This is a genomic window from Micromonospora sp. WMMD735 (assembly GCF_049178995.1).
In the GTDB taxonomy this organism is placed as follows: Bacteria; Actinomycetota; Actinomycetes; order Mycobacteriales; family Micromonosporaceae; genus Micromonospora; species Micromonospora wenchangensis.
The window spans coordinates 1-17,748 of the sequence record NZ_JBMHMJ010000001.1; the positions used below are offsets into that span (position 1 = coordinate 1).

Annotated in this window: 15 protein-coding genes and 1 pseudogene; 12 read left to right on the top strand and 4 right to left on the bottom strand. The window is 70.4% G+C overall.

Going from position 1 to position 17,748, the window contains the following annotated elements; translation table 11 throughout:
- Together ACN268_RS00005 and ACN268_RS00010 are read left to right on the top strand one after the other, a co-directional pair.
- Positions 1-626, top strand: a pseudogene (locus ACN268_RS00005) (relaxase); the annotation flags it as partial.
- 13 nt (positions 627-639) lie between these two features.
- Entirely contained in the window at positions 640-1,698 is a 1,059-nt protein-coding gene (locus ACN268_RS00010; RefSeq protein ID WP_421481130.1) for a hypothetical protein, read from the top strand.
- 24 nt (positions 1,699-1,722) lie between these two features.
- Here ACN268_RS00010 and ACN268_RS00015 read toward each other — a convergent pair whose 3' ends face one another.
- The gene (locus ACN268_RS00015; RefSeq protein ID WP_421481131.1) at positions 1,723-2,205 is read right to left on the bottom strand and encodes a PIN domain-containing protein; all 483 of its coding nucleotides are present in this window, start codon (positions 2,203-2,205) and stop codon (positions 1,723-1,725) included.
- A gap of 343 nt (positions 2,206-2,548) precedes the next feature.
- On the opposite strand from ACN268_RS00015, the gene ACN268_RS00020 reads away from it, so the two are divergent.
- From ACN268_RS00020 to ACN268_RS00035, 4 genes are all read left to right on the top strand, one after another.
- Positions 2,549-5,515 (top strand): Tn3 family transposase, encoded by a 2,967-nt coding sequence (locus ACN268_RS00020; protein ID WP_421481132.1) that lies wholly within the window; start codon positions 2,549-2,551, stop codon positions 5,513-5,515.
- Positions 5,516-5,586: 71 nt separating this feature from the next.
- A complete protein-coding gene (locus tag ACN268_RS00025) occupies positions 5,587-6,039 on the top strand; it encodes a hypothetical protein (protein WP_421481133.1) in 453 nt (150 codons plus the stop codon).
- A complete protein-coding gene (locus ACN268_RS00030) occupies positions 6,036-9,236 on the top strand; it encodes a tetratricopeptide repeat protein (RefSeq protein WP_421481134.1) in 3,201 nt (1,066 codons plus the stop codon). Before ACN268_RS00025 ends, ACN268_RS00030 begins: the two co-directional genes overlap by 4 nt.
- 113 nt (positions 9,237-9,349) lie before the next feature.
- Positions 9,350-10,441: a tyrosine-type recombinase/integrase gene (locus tag ACN268_RS00035; protein ID WP_421481135.1), complete on the top strand. Its 1,092-nt coding sequence runs from the start codon at positions 9,350-9,352 to the stop codon at positions 10,439-10,441.
- 314 nt (positions 10,442-10,755) lie between these two features.
- Here the strand turns inward: ACN268_RS00035 and ACN268_RS00040 are convergent, their stop codons facing one another.
- The 3 genes from ACN268_RS00040 to ACN268_RS00050 form a co-directional block, all read right to left on the bottom strand.
- Positions 10,756-11,622, bottom strand: a complete 867-nt coding sequence (locus ACN268_RS00040; protein ID WP_421481136.1) for a PIN domain-containing protein — start codon at positions 11,620-11,622, stop codon at positions 10,756-10,758.
- An 81-nt stretch (positions 11,623-11,703) separates the two neighbouring features.
- A complete protein-coding gene (locus ACN268_RS00045; protein ID WP_145777870.1) occupies positions 11,704-12,018 on the bottom strand; it encodes a hypothetical protein in 315 nt (104 codons plus the stop codon).
- Complete coding sequence (locus ACN268_RS00050) at positions 12,015-12,299, bottom strand: hypothetical protein (protein ID WP_204035813.1); 285 nt, start codon at positions 12,297-12,299, stop codon at positions 12,015-12,017. Before ACN268_RS00050 ends, ACN268_RS00045 begins: the two co-directional genes overlap by 4 nt.
- 334 nt (positions 12,300-12,633) lie before the next feature.
- On the opposite strand from ACN268_RS00050, the gene ACN268_RS00055 reads away from it, so the two are divergent.
- The 6 genes from ACN268_RS00055 (at position 12,634) to ACN268_RS00080 (ending at position 17,708) form a co-directional block, all read left to right on the top strand.
- Complete coding sequence (locus tag ACN268_RS00055) at positions 12,634-12,831, top strand: hypothetical protein (RefSeq protein ID WP_421481137.1); 198 nt, start codon at positions 12,634-12,636, stop codon at positions 12,829-12,831.
- Complete coding sequence (locus ACN268_RS00060) at positions 12,828-13,877, top strand: hypothetical protein (protein ID WP_421481138.1); 1,050 nt, start codon at positions 12,828-12,830, stop codon at positions 13,875-13,877. The genes ACN268_RS00055 and ACN268_RS00060 overlap by 4 nt, the downstream gene beginning before the upstream one ends.
- Positions 13,878-13,935: 58 nt before the next feature.
- Positions 13,936-15,069: a hypothetical protein gene (locus ACN268_RS00065; protein WP_421481139.1), complete on the top strand. Its 1,134-nt coding sequence runs from the start codon at positions 13,936-13,938 to the stop codon at positions 15,067-15,069.
- A 71-nt stretch (positions 15,070-15,140) separates the two neighbouring features.
- The gene (locus ACN268_RS00070; protein ID WP_421481140.1) at positions 15,141-16,424 is read left to right on the top strand and encodes a hypothetical protein; all 1,284 of its coding nucleotides are present in this window, start codon (positions 15,141-15,143) and stop codon (positions 16,422-16,424) included.
- A gap of 157 nt (positions 16,425-16,581) precedes the next feature.
- Complete coding sequence (locus ACN268_RS00075) at positions 16,582-16,917, top strand: ArsR/SmtB family transcription factor (RefSeq protein ID WP_421481141.1); 336 nt, start codon at positions 16,582-16,584, stop codon at positions 16,915-16,917.
- Positions 16,917-17,708: a cation transporter gene (locus ACN268_RS00080; RefSeq protein WP_421481194.1), complete on the top strand. Its 792-nt coding sequence runs from the start codon at positions 16,917-16,919 to the stop codon at positions 17,706-17,708. Before ACN268_RS00075 ends, ACN268_RS00080 begins: the two co-directional genes overlap by 1 nt.
- The last annotated feature ends 40 nt before the right edge of the window (positions 17,709-17,748 follow it).

The window sequence follows — 17,748 nt, forward strand, 5'->3', positions numbered from 1 at the left end:
GCCAATGGAAGGCAGCGGATTCCACGGAATCGAACCTGCGTGGCGAGGACCGGATGGCGGTGTGGCGATCGTCGGCCGCCGCGCTGGAGGCGATCAGTGGCCGACTGGCCGGGGTGGCGCCCGACTCGCCGCAGTGGTCAGCGGTGGCGCGGGCCAGCGCCGAGCTGCTGGCCCGGGTGGCGGCGGCCTCCGAACCGTCGGGGCAGGGTCCGATGAGCCGGGCCGCCGATGCTCTGGCTCGGGCGGCGGCGCCACCGCGTCGCGCGCCGGTGCCGCCGGCGTCGTCGGTGGCCCGGGAGCTGGGTCGCGTGGCGGACGCGCTGCTGGTGGCCGGACACGCCCGCGACGGCGGTGAGGCGGCCGTCCTGCTTGCCGTCGTCGTTCAGGCGGCCCGCCTGGTCGTGGCGCTGGCCGAGCTGCGCGCCGCGCAGCAGCAGGCCCACGCCGCGGGCGCCGCTGCTGTTGCCGCCGCGCACCTGATGCCCCTGCTCCGGTCGGGCTCCCAGCTCGTCGACCAGGTGCAGGTGCCGAACCAGGGCGGGCCGCCGCAGCGGCCGGTCCACACCGTGCCGGGCCCGGTCCGGCCCCGCGTCGACCCGAACGTCGAGCGGGATTCGCAGCTTTGAGGAGGACGAGCTAGTGGCCGAGAACGAGATGGCCGAGATTCACCAGCGGGCCGCTGCGGCGGTTACCGCCGCGATCCAGGCCGCCGGCCAGCTTGCGCAGGCGGCCATCGAGATCCGCATCGCCCAGCTGCAACGCGCCGCTCGGGCCAGCGAGGAGCAGGCCCGCCGCATCCGTGCCCAGGTACGGGCGGCTCAGCAGGCCGGCGCAACCCTGTGGCGGCCGGCGACCCGGCCGTCCTGGTGGCGGCAGGCGTCGGCCGAGGACATCGCGCGGGCCTGGCGGGCCAGCACCGAGTGGGCGGCCGTCGACCCGCGCGCCCAGGCCGCCCAGCGGGTCATCGTGGTGCGGCTCGCCGAGCGCGGCGTCCATGTCGACCCGCAGACCGGCGCCCGGCCGGGGGACGAGGCGTGGCTGTCCGACCAGCTCGACCGCGCCGCCGTGGACGACGTCGGCCGACCGGCGAACGCCCGATCGGCGGAAACCGGGCATGATGACGCCGGCGAGCGGCGGCGCACCGCCCAGGAGCGCCAGGAGGCGATGGCGGTGCACGTGCGGGAGGTGTGGTCTGCCGACCGGGCGGAGCGGGTCATCGCCTCGGCGGCGTGGCCAGCGCTGGCCTACAAGCTCGACCAACTGGAGCGGGCCGGGCACGATGTGCGCGACCTGCTGCGGCAGGTGCCCGGCTTCGTCGACCGTGCCCACACGCCCGCCGCGTACGCATTCCGGGTGGTCGACGACTACGCCACCGAGCAGGGAGCCGCAACGCCGCAGGCTGACGGCAACGTCCAGGGCGCCGCGGATCGCCCTGCCGTCACCCTGGATGGTGAGTGGCGGGAGACGGGCGGCGGCAGGCAGGAAAGCGGTCGCGGGGACCGACCGGAGACCAGTCAGGCGGGCGCCGGACCCGTCGATCGGGACGTGCACGGGGCGAAGCTCGCGGCCCAGGCATTCCCCCAGTCCACCGCGACCGCTGTCGCCGACGCCACGTCGACGGGCCGGCCGGCTGAGGCACCACCGGCACCACCACGGTCCCCTTCGGCGAGTGTGACCGCCGAGGCGCCGGGCCGGTAGAGAGCAGGCGCGGGCGGTGTCACGCTACTTCCCGTCGTCGGTCCTGGAGTGCTGGAGCTTGTGCACCGTCAGGCCGGCGTTGCGTCCTCGCATGGCCATGCCGGTGTCGTAGGTGAGCAGGCGGACGCGGCGGCCAGCCAGTGTCTGGAGGGTCGCGGCGCGGTCGACGATCTCGTCATCGGTGATCGACAGCCGGGTGTGCCCTGGCGGATCGAAGACGACGTCCAGGCTGATCTCGCCGCGCGGGATGCCACCACTGTCCAGTGGTGAGTAGTCCTGCTCGCGGAGCCGGCCGCCGTCCCGGACGACTTGTTCGATCTTGGCTGTGACCATCCGGGCCCGGCGCCGGGTGTCCTTGTTCTGGTGTTGCTTCTTGCCGTCCAGCTCGTCGACGACGGCCATCGGCACCAGGAGGTGGATCGGTTCTTCGCGCAGCCCGAGGTCCTGCCGAAGGTCGATCTCGTGCAGCTCCTGCGGGTAGTGCAGATAGACGTTGGTGTCGAGCACGACCAGGATGCCGGCGCGGTAGAGCTGGTCGACGCGCTCCTTGAGGCTGCGGATCGCCTGCTCGAAGACGGTGACTCGCTCGGTGAGTTCGGTGGAGATCAGGCCGTTGAGAACCCGATCCCCTCCCGGGCTCCCGAACGGGACGGTAGCCGCGAGGATGGTTTCGTAGCTGCGCAGCCCGAGCAGCTGCTCCAGCTCGGCGGGCCGGATCAGGTTGGGGTGCCGGTAAGGAACGTGTCACCAGCCGCAATCGAGGGTGATCGAGCTGGTCAGCAAGGTGAGCGTGTATGGGTTCGGGCCCGGGGCGCCGAGGTCGAGGTGGGATGCGCCATGATCTGCGGCCATGGCGCGATCGCTGGATCTCGATGAGCTGGTCGAGCATTGGACGCTGCTGGACGACGAGCGGGTCCTGATCGCGGGCAAGCGCGGGCCGACGCGGCTCGGGTTCGCGTTGCTGTTGAAGTTCTACATCTGGGTCGGCCGGTTCCCGCGCGGCCGCGGCGAGTTGCCGAACGAGGCAGTGGAGTTCGTGGCCCGGCAGGTCGGTGTCGAGCCGGCCGAGCTTGGACTTTACGAGTGGTCGGGCCGCACGATCGAGTACCACCGGGCGCAGATCCGCAGCCATCTGGGTTTCCGCGAGTGCACGGTGGCTGACGCGGAGCAGCTGACTCGCTGGCTGGCCACTGCGGTGTGTGAGGCCGAGCGGCGCTCGGAGCTGGTGCGCGACGAGTTGCTGGTGCGCTGCCGAACCGAGCGGATTGAGCCGCCGACGGCTGGGCGGATCGACCGGATCGTGCGTTCGGCGCTGCACCAGGCCGAGCAGGCGCTGACCGCCCGGATCGCGGCCCGGCTGCCCGTCGACGTCGCGGGCCGGCTCCGCTCGCTGGTCGCGGTCGACGTCCCGGACGACGATACCGGCGAGGAGTCGGTGCTGGTGCTGATCAAGTCGGTGCCGGGCAACGTGAGCCTGGAGTCGATGCTCACCGAGATCCGCAAACTGCGCGCGGCCCGGGCGATCGGCCTGCCGGGCGACCTGTTCGCGGACGTCGCCCCGCGGGTGCTGGCCGGCTGGCGGGCCCGGGCGATGGTGGAGTCCCCGTCGCACCTGCGCGATCATCCTGAGCCGCTGACGTTGACGCTGCTCGCGGCGTTGCTGCACAGCCGGCTGCGGGAGATCACCGACGCCTTGGTCGAGCTGTTGATCTCCACGGTGCACCGGATCGGCGCCCGCGCGGACCGGAAGGTCACCGAGGAGTTGGTCAACGCGTTCAAACGGGTGACCGGCAAGGAGAACCTGCTGTTCGCGATCGCCGAGGCATCGCTCGGCCGGCCCGATGACGCCGTACGCGAGGTGGTCTTCCCGGCGGTGTCGGGCGGCGAGCAGACCCTGCGCGAGCTGGTCCACGAGTTCAAGACCAAGGGGCCGGTGTACCGGCGGACCGTGCAGACCACGCTGAAGGCGTCCTACTCCAACCACTACCGGCGGGGCCTGATCGAGCTGCTCGACGTGCTCGAGTTCCGGTCGAACAACGCTACCTACCGGCCGGTCCTCGACGCCTTGGACCTGATCCGCCGGCACGTCGACGCCCGCACCAGCTACTACCCGGCCGGCGAGACCGTGCCCACCCACAAAGGGGTGCTCGGCGACTGGACCACGCTGGTGTTCAAGGACGAGGGCAAGGCCGGGCGGCGGGTGCGGCGCAGCGTGTACGAGATCTGCACCTTCCAGGCGCTGCGCGAGCAGCTGCGGTGCAAGGAGATCTGGGTCGTCGGCGCCGATAAGTGGCGCGACCCCGATCAGGATCTTCCGCACGACTTCGAGGCGCGCCGCGACGCCCACTACGCCGCCCTGCGTAAGCCGCTGGATCCGACGGCGTTCATCGACCAGTTGCGTACGGAGATGCGCGACGAGCTGGCCGCGCTCGACACGAGTCTGCCGAAGCTGGCCTGGTTGCAGATCGCCGACCGGGGCAAGAACGGGCCGATCAAGCTGACCGACTTGGACGCCGCGCCGGAGCCGCAGAACTTGCGCCGGCTCAAGAGCGAGGTCCGTACCCGGTGGGGCACGGTACCGCTGATCGACATGCTCAAGGAGGCGGTCCTCCGTACGGGGTGCCTCGCCGGCGTGACCGGCACCGCTGGCCGCGGGGACCTCGCGGCGGAGGTCCTGGCGGAGCGGCTGCTGCTGGCAATCTATGCGTACGGCACGAACACCGGGATCCGGGCGGTCGCGGGCAACGGGGTGCTCGGGCACGGCGAGGAAGATATCCGCTACGTGCGCCGCCGCTACCTGAGCGCCGAGGTCGCCCGCACGATCGCGACCGAGATCGCGAACGCCACGTTTGCGGCCCGGGCGCAGACCGTCTGGGGCGCGGGCTCTACTGCGGTCGCCTCCGACTCGACGCACTTCGGGGCGTTCGACCAGAACATCTTCACCGAGTGGCACTCCCGCTACGGCGGGCGTGGTGTGCTCATCTACTGGCACGTCGAGCGCAAGAGCATGGCCATCCACTCCCAGCTGATCACCTGCACCGCGTCGGAGGTCGCCGCGATGGTCGAGGGGGCGATGCGGCACGGCACCACGATGGAGGTCGAGGGCAACTACGTCGACTCGCACGGCCAGTCCGAGGTCGGGTTCGGCATCACCCGGCTGCTCGGCTTCGACCTGCTCCCGCGGATCAAGCGGATCAACAAGGTGCGGCTGTACCGGCCGGCCGCTGGCGAACCCGACGCCTACCGCCGGTTGGCGCCGGCGCTGACCAGGCCGATCCGGTGGGACATCATCGCCGAGCAGTACGACCAGATGATCAAGTACGCGACCGCGATCCGGGCCGGTACCGCCTCGACCGAGGCGATCCTGCGCCGGTTCACCCGCGCGAACGCCCAGCATCCCACCTACCAGGCGATGATCGAGGTCGGCCGGGCCCAGCGCACCGTCTTCGTCGCCCGCTACCTGCGCGATCGGGGCCTGCAACGCGAGATCAACGAAGGGCTGAACGTCGTCGAGTCGTGGAACCGCGCCAACAGCGTGATCTTCTACGGCAAGGGCGGTGACATCGCCACCAACCGCCGCGACGAGCAGGAACTGTCCGTGCTGTGCCTGCGCGTGCTGCAGGCCGCCCTCGTCTACGTCAACACGTTGATGGTCCAGGACGTGCTCGCCGACGAAGAGTGGGCTGGCGCGTTGACCGACGCCGACCGGCGCGGCCTCACGCCCTTGTTCTGGACCCACGTCGCCCCGTACGGCGAGGTGAAACTTGACATGAGCAGCCGTTTGACGCTGGCCACCGACCAGCGGGGGCGATCGTGACGGCGGGCGTCCGGCGGTGTGGTGTCCGGACGGTGATCCCACCGCTGGCGGTGACGGTCCACAATGGGGTGATGGCGGAAGGTGATCGGATGCGTGGGTGGGCGGTGGTGATCGCCGTCGGGGTAGTGGTCGCGGCACTGGGGGTGTTCCTGGCTGTCCAGACCCTCGACAGGGCGGACAAGTTCGCCAGCGTGTTCGGGTTGTTCGTCGCGGTGGCTGGTCTGGGCCTGTCCGCGTATGGGGTGTTCGGTGCCCGGCGGGCGGCAGGTGGGCAGTCGGTGGCCGATAGCGTCGTCGGCGGTGGGGTGACCCAGGTCCGTGGGGTCCGCGGCAGCGTGCGTTTCGGCCCGTCGGCACCGGACGTGGGATCGCCGTCCATACCCGCCACGCCGCAGCCGTCGGCTCCTGGGGCGGCGGCCGACGGCGTACCGGCCGGGGATGGGCAGTCGGTGACGCGGTCGTGGACGGCGGGGCCGGTGCGGCAGGTCGATGATGTCGACGGTGACGTGGACATCGACCGGTGAGCCGCCGGTGGTGGCCGCAGCCGGCGGCGGGTCAGATGGTGACCGGCAGTGTGGTCTTCGGGGACATCATCCAGATCTCCCACGTCGACGGGGATGTCACCGTCATCAGCCCGGACCGGCCGCCCTACCGGGTGAGCGCGGCCGACAGCGCCCCGGCGCCGGTGAGTGTGCCCAAGGCCCGGTCGCAGCCGAGCCGCCTGCTGCTGGCCCACCATCAGGTCGTGCCGTTCACCGGCCGCGAGCGGACCCTGGACGCGCTGGCCGAGTGGATACGCGGTGGCGAGCCGGTCGCGGCGCGTCTGGTCCACGGCGCGGGCGGGCAGGGCAAGACCCGCCTCGCGGCCGAGGTCACCGTCCAGTGCGCGGCCGCGGGGTGGGCGGTGTGGAAGGTGACCCATACCCCGACCCCGGTATCCGGTGCCGTGCCGGTGTCCCGGGTCGAGCTGCCTGGCACCGCGGTGCTGGCGGTGGTGGACTACGCCGACCGGTGGCCGGCCTCGGCGCTGCTGGCACTGCTCACCCAGCTACGAGACCTGCACGCGCGAGCCGGCGCCCGGGTGCGGGTGCTGATGCTGGCCCGCTCGGACGGATACTGGTGGCCCGCGGTGGCCAACCGGGCCGAGGGCGACCTCGATATCGACACCGACCAGATGGCGTTGCCGCCGCTGGCCGCCGACAGCGACGACGACCGGTCGACGCTGTTCACCACCGCCGCCGACAGATTCGCCACCGCGATGGAGCTCACACCCCCTGCCGGCGGCTGGCCGGTGCCGCAGCTGACCGCACCCAGCTACGGGCAAGTCCTGGCCGTGCATATGACCGCGCTGGCCGCAGTCGACGCCTACCGCCACCATCAGGCCCCGCCGACCGATCCCGGCGCGGTCTCGGCGTACCTACTGCGCCGTGAACAGGCCCACTGGCAGCACCTACACACTCGTGCCGAAGCGCCCCTGCGCACCCCGCCAGAGATGATGCACCGCACGGTGCTCGCCGCCACCCTGACCGGCAGCCAACCCCGCGCCGCCGCCCGGCACGCCCTGAACTGCGCGGGGTTCACCGACACGACGCAGGCCGCGGACCAGATCATCGACGACCACACCATCTGCTACCCGCCGACCGACACCCGCACCGTGTTCGCACCCCTGCACCCCGACCGGCTCGGCGAAGACCTGATCGCCCTGACCACCCCCGGTCACGACAGCCGACTGGAACGCGACTGGGCACCCGACGCGATCACAGGCATGATCGCGGATGCACCACCGACAGGGTGGGGCGCGACTGCGGTCACCGTGCTGGTCGAGACCGCCCGCCGATGGCCGCACGTGGCCAACAGCGTGCTGTACCCACTCGTGCGCGAGCATCCTGAACAGGTGATCGCCGCAGGCGGAGCCACCGTCACTCGGCTGGCCGGCATTCCTAGTATCGATCCGGCCGTGCTGCAAGCCCTCGAATCTCTGCTTCCTGCCTACCGGCACATCGACTTCGACATTGCCGCCGCCGCGATTACCACCACCCTGACCGCCCACCGGCTGGCCCACACCACCAACCCCGCCGAACAAGCTGATCTGCACGCCAATCACGCCTACCGGCTCGCCAACGCTGGCCGCCGCCAGGAGGCGCTAGCCCCGGCTGAGGAAGCCGTGGCGATCCGGCGCCGGTTGGCGGAGGCCAACCCCGCCGCCTACCTGCCCGACCTCGCCGCAGCGGTGGGCAACCTCGGCGTCAAGCTGTCCGAGGTGGGGCGCCGGGAGGAAGCGCTGGCTCTGACCGAGGAGGCCATGGGTATCTACCGCCGGTTGGCGGAGGCCAACCCCGCCGCCTACCTGCCCGACCTCGCCGCAGCGGTGGGCAACCTGGGCATCGAGCTGTCCGAGGTGGGGCGCCGGGAGGAAGCGCTGGCTCTGACCGAGGAAGCCGTGGCGATCCGGCGCCGGTTGGCGGAGGCCAACCCCGCCGCCTACCTGCCCAACCTCGCCATATCGGTGGGCAACCTCGGCGTCCAGCTGTCCGAGGTGGGCCGCCACCAGGAGGCGCTGGCTCTGACCGGGGAGGCCATGGGCATCTACCGCCGGTTGGCGGAGGCCAACCCCGCCGCCTACCTGCCCGACCTCGCCATGTCGTTGACCAACCTCGGCGTCCAGCTGTCCGAGGTGGGGCGTCGGGAGGAGGCTCTGGCCGCAGCCGAGGAAGCCGTGGCGATCCGGCGCCGGTTGGCGGAGGCCAACGCCGCCGCCTACCTGCCCGACCTCGCCATATCGGTGAACAGCCTCGGCACCCGGCTGTCCGAGGTGGGCCGCCACCAGGAGGCGCTGGCTCTGACCGAGGAGGCCATGGGCATCTACCGCCGGTTGGCGGAGGCCAACCCCGCCGCCTACCTGCCCGACCTCGCCATGTCGTTGACCAACCTCGGCGTCCAGCTGTCCGAGATGGGCCGCCACCAGGAGGCGCTGGCCCTGACCGGGGAGGCCATGGGCATCTACCCCCGGTTGGCGGAGGCCAACCCCGCCGCCTACCTGCCCGACCTCGCCATGTCGTTGACCAACCTCGGCGTCCAGCTGTCCGAGGTGGGGCGTCGGGAGGAGGCTCTGGCCGCAGCCGAGGAAGCCGTGGCGATCCGGCGCCGGTTGGCGGAGGCCAACCCCGCCGCCTACCTGCCCGACCTCGCCATATCGTTGACCAACCTCGGCACCCGGCTGTCCGAGATGGGCCGCCACCAGGAGGCGCTGGCTCTGACCGAGGAGGCCATGGGCATCTACCCCTGGTTGGCGGAGGCCAACCCCGCCGCCTACCTGCCCGACCTCGCCATGTCGTTGACCAACCTCGGCGTCCAGCTGTCCGAGGTGGGGCGTCGGGAGGAGGCTCTGGCCGCAGCCGAGGAAGCCGTGGCGATCCGGCGCCGGTTGGCGGAGGCCAACCCCGCCGCCTACCTGCCCGACCTCGCCATGTCGCTGTGGGCGTACGGGTGGGTGTGCGTGACCGTGAAGGCCAACTACGCCGAGGCTCTAGAGTCGGTCACCGAGGCGATCAGCCTGTACGAGCCACTCGCCGAGCGTCTGCCGGACGTGTTCGCCGGGCCGCTGGTCGCGGCGTACCAGACCTTGGCGAATGTCCTCGACGGGCTCGGCCGTGCGGAGGAGGCCACGGAGCTGCGTCGGCAGCTCGACCAGCTAACCGGTGGCGGGCCTACAGCGGAGTGACCGATCGACTTCAGGGAAGGCCCCTTCTGTGAAGGAAACCGTACGATGAGCCGGTGATCGCACCGGAGCAGCCAGCACCACCGATTCCCAGCCCTCGACCGGATCGGCGCAGATTGCCCTCACGAAAGGTTGCACCGCTGCCCATCGGCGGCCTGACCGTCCCGGACTCGATCGAAGACTGGGCCGGCCGCTACCTCGACGCCGCCGTCCGCGGGGTCCGCTCGGCCGAGGTTGCCGACAAGATCGCCCTACACCTGGCCCGGTTCCGCGACCACTTCCACGCCGCCCACGGCCACGACCGGCTCTCCGCCGTCGTCCATCGCGAAGTGGTCGCCTGGCGTACCCACCTCTCCACCGACCGGGACGCCGGCGGGCTCGGCCTGGCCCCAGCGACGGTCAACACCCACCTCGCCTCGCTATCCGGGTTCACCACCTGGGTGTGCACCCACAACCCGGCCGCCCTCCCGCACGGCAACCCGTGCGCGAAGGTCGGCGACCTGCCACTGCCCCCGCTCGAACCCCGCGCCCTGACACCCGGGCAGATCCGCACCCTGAAGAACGTCCTCGACCGGCTACCCCGCTTCCACCAGCACAAAGGCCGACGCCGCAGCGCGGCCCGCGAACTGCACGCCCACGCCCGGCCCCTGCGCGACCGCGCGATCGTGCACACCCTGCTCGGCACCGGTCTGCGCCGCGAGGAACTGGTCAACCTCGACCTGGAGCAGATCACCCCGAACACCCCAGAGGCGCTGCGCGCGGCGAAGAAGGCGAAGATCAGCGGCGTTCGCGGCAAGGGCGGTACCAGCCGCACCGTGTTCCTCGGCGCCGACGGCCGCATCGCCTTGGCCGACTACTTCGAACATGAACGCCCAGCCGACATCAGCCCGACGTCGACCGCGTTGTTCCTGTCCGCCGCCTCGATCGGCTCCCGCCGCCCCGACGGCCGGCTCTCCCCGCGCTCGATCAACCTAATCTGCGAACAGATCGGCCGCTGGCACGACGCCGAGCACACCGACCCGGCCCGGCACATCAGCCCGCTTCGACCCCACGATCTGCGGCACTCGTTCGCCTTCGCCCTCGCTGAGGCCACCGGCAGCGACGCCTACGAGCTCGAGCGCCGGCTCGGTCACCAGTCCCAGCGCTATATCCACCGCTACACCAACCCGCCCGAGGACATCGCCGCCGGCTACGTCGAGCAGATGTGAACACCGTCGTTTGCGGCTGGTGACACGCTTCTTACCGGCACCCCGAGTGGCGGGAGACGGGCGGCGGCAGGGAGAAAAGCGGTCCCGGGGACCGACCGGAGACCGGTCATGCGGGCGCCGCACCCGTCGATCGGGACGTGCACGGGGCGAAGCTCGCGGCCCAGGCATTCCCCCAGTCGACCGCGACCGCTGTCGCCGACGCCACGTCTGCGGGCCGGCCGGCTGAGGCGCCACCGGCACCACCGCGGTCCCCCTCGGCGGGTGTGACCGCCGAGGCGCCGGGCCGGTAGAGGGCTGGCGGGCGTCGTGCCCAGCTACCTCGCGTCGTCGGTCCTGAAGTGCTGGAGCTTGTGCACCGTCAGGCCGGCGTTGCGTCCTCGCATGGCCATGCCGGTGTCGTAGGTGAGCAGGCGGACGCGGCGGCCAGCCAGGGTCTGGAGGGTCGCGGCGCGGTCGACGATCTCGTCATCGGTGATCGACAGCCGGGTGTGCCCTGGCGGATCGAAGACGACGTCTAGGGTGATCTCGCCGCGCGGGATGCCACCGCTGTTCAGTGGTGAGTAGTCCTGCTCGCGGAGCCGGCCGCCGTCCCGGACCACTTGTTCGATCTTGGCTGTGACCATCCGGGCCCGGCGCCGGGTGTCCTTGTTCTGGTGTTGCTTCTTGCCGTCCAGCTCGTCGACGACGGCCATCGGCACCAGGATGTGGATCGGTTCTTCGCGCAGCCCGAGGTCCTGCCGAAGGTCGATCTCGTGCAGCTCCTGCGGGTAGTGCAGATAGACGTTGGTGTCGAGCACGACCAGGATGCCGGCGCGGTAGAGCTGGTCGACGCGCTCCTTGAGGTTACGGATCGCCTGCTCGAAGACGGTGACTCGCTCGGTGAGTTCGGTGGAGATCAGGCCGTTGAGGACCCGCTCGCCTCCCGGGCTCCCGAACGGGACGGTGGCCGCGAGGATGGTCTCGTAGCTGCGCAGCCCGAGCAGCTGCTCCAGCTCGGCGGGCCGGATGAGGTTGTAGAGCCGTCGACGTGCCTCATGCACCCACTCGATGTACGCGAAGGCCCGCTCGATGGCCACTGTCCCGCCGCCGCCTCCGTTGACGTTGTGCAGCCTGTTGAGCAGGTGGTCGAGGGCCGAGTCGAGCACCGTGCGCTCGGTGCCGGGCAGGGGGTTGACGAGCATCCCGCCATTCAACACGGCCCGCACTCGTCGCCATCGGGCGACGGAGTCCGCCAGGCTGCTACGGCCCGGTCGTGCATCGCCCTACGCGGCGGCGGGACGCTCCCGGCGAGCAACCTGGGCCAGCGCGCGGACGACGTCGGCGGGTCGCACGGTGATCGGCTCGTCGCCAGCGGCGTCGAGCGTGGCGTAGTGCGCCTCCACGATCTCCCGCAGGATCGCCCCCGGCTTTACGCCCCGGGCTTCCGCGTCCTCCATCACCCGGCGGGCGATGTCGCTCGGGTACCGGGCGGACATGCTCACCTTCGTCGTCGGCGGGGTGTCGTCGACCACCGCGTCGGACCAGTCCCGGCTCTCCAGCGACTCCTGCGCCGCCCTGATGTCCTCTGCTCGGCTCATCGTCCGCCCCTCTCCATCAACTTGCGCAGCGGCTGCGCCTCGTCCTCGTCGAGCCACCGCGCTCCGACCACCACGTACTCGTCGTCGGTCTCCTCGATGAGCGCCACCGCCAGCAACCGCCCGTCCTGCACCGCGCCAACGACGTGCATCACCGCGCCGATGTGGCGCACGATCCGGGGCCGGGCGGCGGTGAGCACGTGCAGGGCCGCCTGCCAGCCGACGCCGGCGCGGTCGAGCGCCTCGTAGCTGGTGTACGAGAACCGGTACGGGTCTACCGACATGGGGAAAGTATACAAACGCATACGTGGAGCGGGGTAGCTTCCGGCAGTCAGTCCAGATGCCCGCCAGCCCAACAGCGGGATGATCACGGAAAATTTGTGTGCCCATTCGCCTCTACCCGCTGACCACACCACAAGGTCAATGACGTTCCTCGAAGTTCTGGCGTGGTCAGCGGGCACACGGCATTCAAGATCGGCTACGAGACAACCCGGGCAGGAGCCGTCACTCTTGCACCTGGCGCTGCTGATTGGCAGCCCGGAGAGGGGCCTCCCGCCCGCCATCGACCGTAGGAAGTTGGACGGCGGACGGGAGCCCGTACCGATCGGAGAATGACACATGCTCGGCCTCGATGACCAGCACGGATGGGCGGCTGCCCTCCTGCTGATCGCCCTCCCCACGGCGGTGGTGTCGCTTGGCGTCGTCCTGGTGGCGGTCCTGGCGCTGGCCGCCCGCCACCCGCGGACTCGCCGCCACTGCATCGACGTCCTCACCCAGCTCACCCGGTTCGTCGGTGCGCTGCGGGGTGGGCGGTGAGCGCCGTCTCGCCGGTGCCGCCGGGTCGCCCCAGGGCGACCCGGCCGCCCCGGGCGGCCATCAACAACGCGCTGCTCAGCGCCTGCGACGGGCCCGAGGGAAGCACCCCGCTGCACGAGGAGGTCCGGCAAAACCTGGAGCACCTCTGGAAGTACGGCGGCAATCGCGACGGCAAAACCCCGGGGCGTCGCCCTGAATGGATCTTGATCCGGCCGGACTTCGTGCGGCAGAAGCCCGGCGCCGATCACGGGCCGGCCCTGGCCCGCCTGGTCCCGACCAGGGGGCTACCGCTTCGCCTGGAGTTGCTCATGCTCTTCGACGCCCAGTGTCGGTACGGTCCCGGGGAGCGGGCCCGCGTCGACCGCACGTTCGAGGACGTGGAGGCGAACGCGCCGATCAAGAGCTGGCAGAAGGTGGTGCTCTCCGACACCACCTCCGACTACCGGGAAGCCGGAGCGCTGCGGGGACGGCAGATCAAGGAAGCGCTGCGGGTGCTCGACAAGCAGCACCTGGTGGACATCGGTCCGGACAAGAGCCGCCCCGGCCGGCGGGACCTCAACCGGATCACGCCGCTGTCCGAGGCCAGCACCCCGGTCAGCCGGCCCAAATACACCGTGCCGACGGAAGGCGTGTACGTCTCGCGTCACTTCTTCACGAGCCTGTGGGTGTTCGCGCTGACCAACACCGAGATCGCCGTGTTCCTCGCTCTCTCGGCCCGACGCGCAGCCTTCCCGATCGCGCACAACACCGGCAGCGGCGTGTTCGTGGTGCAGGAGCACCGCCGTCAGTTCGGTTTCAAGGACAACACCTGGCGCGGCGCCCGCGCGCTGCATCGCTTCGGTGTGGTGGATCGCCGCCTCGATACGGAGCGCGACCCGCTGACCGGCACGATCACCGACTACGGCAGCCGCTGGAAGAAGAACGAGGTCATGCCGACGCGCTTCACCATCCTGGACGACGTGCTGGAGCAGCCGGCCGTGCCCACCATCGACCGAGTCCTGAACAACCCCACCGCCGAGGACCAGTGGAGGCAGTGGTTCACCTGAACACCTCCTACCGAAGTGAGGGCCGTTCGTCGGGGGCTATCAGTACACTCCGGGCCCGATGATGTCCTCGCCGATACAGCGCGCGACCGCGACGGGCCGGATCACCCACGTCACCCGCCGCCGCCTGGTCGAGGGGTTCGCCGCTATGCCCACGGCACACTGGAGCGGCGACCTTGACGAGCCAGACTTCCTGGCCCGGCTCTACCCGCTGGAGCAGATGCCGAGCATCGACCCACGCTACGACACCGCCGGTCGGGACATCTTCCAGCACCGTGTGGTCAACCCGCTCGACTGGCCCGACGACTGGATCTTCAGGGATGACCGGTTCGGGCTGGCGGACAACGACGACGCACTGCTGGCCTTCCTCGTCGAGATGCTGCACCCCGAGGTCCGCACCGACCTTGCTGAGGTCGAACAGCTTCGAGACTTTCTCAACGAGGTGCTGATCCACGACGGCTACGAGATCGTCCAGGTCGATGCCATCAGCGGCGCTCCGATCTTCGATTACCGCCTGATCGGCTCCGGCGTGCGCGGCTCCATGAAGAACCTCATCTTCGCCGCGGTCGGGCCCAAGCCGGAGATCGTGTTGGACGACGCGGTCAACAACGACCTGCACTTCGTACGCAACGCTGACAAGTGCCTGGTGTACGACCGGCCGTTGGGCGCACACGGTCTGACCTGGGCTGAGTTGACCGCCTGGTGGGCCGATCGACAAGGAATGACCGGCGAGCCGGAGCGGGACATCTCACGCAGCCTCTATCGAAGGCTGGACCAGTCGCTCGGCGATAACGACGCCGAACGGCGCATCCTGCGCACCTACGCCGAGCGCTACGTCCGGCTCGGCTCCGGCATCCCAGCTCTGATCCCGCAGGTCTACCTGCATTACGACCCATACACCGCGACCGAGCGACGGGCACCCGGCCCGCTCCCACGTCAACGCATGGACTTCCTGCTGCTCTTGCCTCACCGGGCCCGCGTCGTCATCGAATGCGACGGCAAGCAGCACTACGCCGACGACGACGGCCGCGCCAACCCGCGCCAGTACGCCGACATGATGCGCGCAGATCGCGACCTTCGCCTGAAGGGGTACGAGGTGTACCGGTTCGGCGGCGCCGAGCTCGTCGACGACAACGCTGCCCAGCACCTGCTCAGCAAGTTCTTCGACCGCCTGCACCGGCGGTACCACTCATGACCGGGACGCAGGCAGCAGGCCCGTGTCGGTGTCTTCGCCTACAGTGACACCCGTGCCCGAGGGACGACACGGTGGATAGCAAGACGAGCCAGGAGCTGGCCACCGTGTCGCAGATGCTGGTCCAGGCCGGGAACCAGCACGCGGCGCGGCTGCTGTCACTGGCCGAGCAGGCAGAGATCGGGAAATTGTCGCCGTGGGAGCGCGCGCCCGTTCCCGTGGTGCTGCGCGTGCATCCCGCATTTGTCGGGCTGTTTCGGCCGGCGGATCTCCAGGCGATCGCAGCGCAGTTCGATCGGGTCCGAAAGTGGGGGCACAGCGGCAATCACGAGGTGAGTATCGCGCCAGTGCTCGCCGACCCCTTCGCCCGCAACGACTTGGGCAGCGGCACGGATGCGATGCAGCTGCGCGACGAGATCGCCGAGACGTTGTGGGAGGTAAGTGCCACCAAGCTCCCGGACGTCTGCCGGGCGTTCGGACTCGAAGATGGCGACGTCGACGAGGCGATGGCCAGCAAGCGTGCGTACGTACGCAGCCGGACCAGCGACCACACCCTGGATCAGCTGTGCCAGCTCGGCTCACGTGTTGTCGAGCAGCATTACCGACCACGCCTGTGGGGGCTGCTTCAGGTGCATGCTGGCCGGCGTACCGGAGTCGACTCGCCGTTCAAGAACCTCATCTTTGCCGCGGACGGTCCCAAACCGGAATTGGTGCTGACCGACGCGGTGAGCAACACCATCGAGATCAGCAAGAACGGCGAGTTCTGCCTCGTCTACGACCGGGGCTTGGACCCCAGCGGGTTGAGCTGGCGGCAACTGGTCACTTGGTGGACCGAGACCCACGCCGAGGCCGGGACCAGCGAACAGGAGGCCGGCCGGCAGTTGTACCTGCGTCTGCGGCGTTCGCTGGACCGCGACCGCAAGCCCTCGGACCCACCCGGCCCGGAGCGGCAGGTGTTCCGCACCTACGGCGAGCTGCTCAACGAACACGGCTTTGACCTGCCGGCGCTGATTCCACAGGTCTACCTGCACTACGACCCGTACACCCGGGCCCAGCGGCGTGAGCCGGGACCGCTACCGCGCCAGCGGATGGACTTCCTGCTGCTGATGCGCGGCCGTTGGCGCCTCGTCCTCGAGTGCGACGGCAAGCAGCACTACGCCGACGACGACGGGCGGGCAAGCCCTCGTCGCTACGCCGAGATGGTCGCCGCAGATCGGGAACTCCACCTGGCCGGTTACGAGGTCGTGCGCTTCGGCGGCGCGGAGTTCCAGTCGCAGGACTATTCCCTGCCGATGCTGCGCCGCTACTTCACACGGTTGTTCATCGCGCACGGCTACCTGCGTGAATCCGCTGCGTGACATCGCTGGCCGGCGGCCGGGATCGCACACCGCCAGCTCGGGCAGCAAGGGGTGTGTAGTCGCTGCGGCCCTGCTCGGCGGTGTCCCGTAAGACCAGCTCGATGATGTGCCCGGTGAGCCGGGGGTAAACGGTTAGTACAGCATTCGGTGTACCGTAATGGGTGTGGAGACGATGACCTACGGGCAGGTGCTGGCTCGCTTCGGGCACGCCTTGTCGGATCCGACCCGGGCACGGCTGCTGCTAGCGCTGCGCGACGGGCCCGGATATCCGGCGGAGCTGGCCGAGCTTTTGGGCACGACCCGGCAGAACCTGTCCAACCATCTCACCTGCCTGCGCGGCTGCGGCCTGGTCGTCGCTGCGCCCGAGGGTCGGCGTACCCGCTACGAGCTGGCCGACCTGCGGCTGGCGCACGCCCTGGGTGACCTGCTCGGCCTGGTCCTGGCCGTGGACCCGGCCGCGTGCCCGGACGCCGCCTCGAAGGGCTGCTGCTGATGAGCCTGCCCCTGATCCAGCTCACCCCGGCTGGGCCGACGCCGACGCGCCGGGCGGTGCTCGCCCGGCGGGTGCGGCTGTTCGTCGCGGCGACGATCACTTACAACGTGATCGAGGCGGTCGTGGCGATCACCGCCGGCACGCTGGCGTCGTCGACAGCGCTGATTGGGTTCGGCCTGGACTCGATCATCGAGGTGGCCTCGGCGGCCGCGGTGGCGTGGCAGTTCGCCGGCCGCGATCCCGAAGCCCGGGAGAAGACGGCGCTGCGCATCATCGCCGTGTCGTTCTTCGCTCTCGCCGCCTACGTCACCGTCGAGTCGGTGCGCGCCCTGCTCGGCGGCGCCGAGGCGGAGCACTCCACCGTCGGCCTGGTGCTGGCCGGTCTGTCGCTGCTGGTGATGCCGGTGCTGTCGTACGCGCAGCGCCGCGCCGGCCGCGAACTCGGCTCCCGCTCGGCGGTGGCCGACTCCAAGCAGACCCTGCTGTGCACGTACCTGTCCGCCGTCCTTCTCGTGGGCCTAGCGGTTAACAGCCTGTTCGGTTGGTCCTGGGCCGACCCGGTCGCCGCCCTGGTCATTGCCGCCGTCGCGGTCAAGGAAGGCCGCGAGGCGTGGAAGGGCGACGGTTGCTGCGCCCCGAATGCCGCCCTGCACGCCACCACAGGCGCCGCCACGACCACTGACGCGCCGGCTCCGGGCGCAGCCGCCACGGCTGCCGGTGAGGCGGATGCGTGCGGCTGTCGACCGGGCTGCTCCTGCTGCGCTGTCGGCGAGGGAGGACGTCGTGGGTGACGACTGCTGAGGCGGCGACCGCGGCAACGATGACACCGTC

What these genes read in the sequence shown, in the direction of transcription:
- ACN268_RS00040 (WP_421481136.1), bottom strand. Translation starts at nt 11,622, where the DNA reads ATGCTCGTCAACCCCCTGCCCGGCACCGAGCGCACGGTGCTCGACTCG.
- ACN268_RS00025 (WP_421481133.1), top strand. Translation starts at nt 5,587, where the DNA reads ATGGCGGAAGGTGATCGGATGCGTGGGTGGGCGGTGGTGATCGCCGTC.
- ACN268_RS00055 (WP_421481137.1), top strand. Translation starts at nt 12,634, where the DNA reads ATGCTCGGCCTCGATGACCAGCACGGATGGGCGGCTGCCCTCCTGCTG.
- ACN268_RS00080 (WP_421481194.1), top strand. Translation starts at nt 16,917, where the DNA reads ATGAGCCTGCCCCTGATCCAGCTCACCCCGGCTGGGCCGACGCCGACG.
- ACN268_RS00020 (WP_421481132.1), top strand. Translation starts at nt 2,549, where the DNA reads ATGGCGCGATCGCTGGATCTCGATGAGCTGGTCGAGCATTGGACGCTG.
- ACN268_RS00075 (WP_421481141.1), top strand. Translation starts at nt 16,582, where the DNA reads ATGGGTGTGGAGACGATGACCTACGGGCAGGTGCTGGCTCGCTTCGGG.
- ACN268_RS00065 (WP_421481139.1), top strand. Translation starts at nt 13,936, where the DNA reads ATGATGTCCTCGCCGATACAGCGCGCGACCGCGACGGGCCGGATCACC.
- ACN268_RS00050 (WP_204035813.1), bottom strand. Translation starts at nt 12,299, where the DNA reads ATGTCGGTAGACCCGTACCGGTTCTCGTACACCAGCTACGAGGCGCTC.
- ACN268_RS00045 (WP_145777870.1), bottom strand. Translation starts at nt 12,018, where the DNA reads ATGAGCCGAGCAGAGGACATCAGGGCGGCGCAGGAGTCGCTGGAGAGC.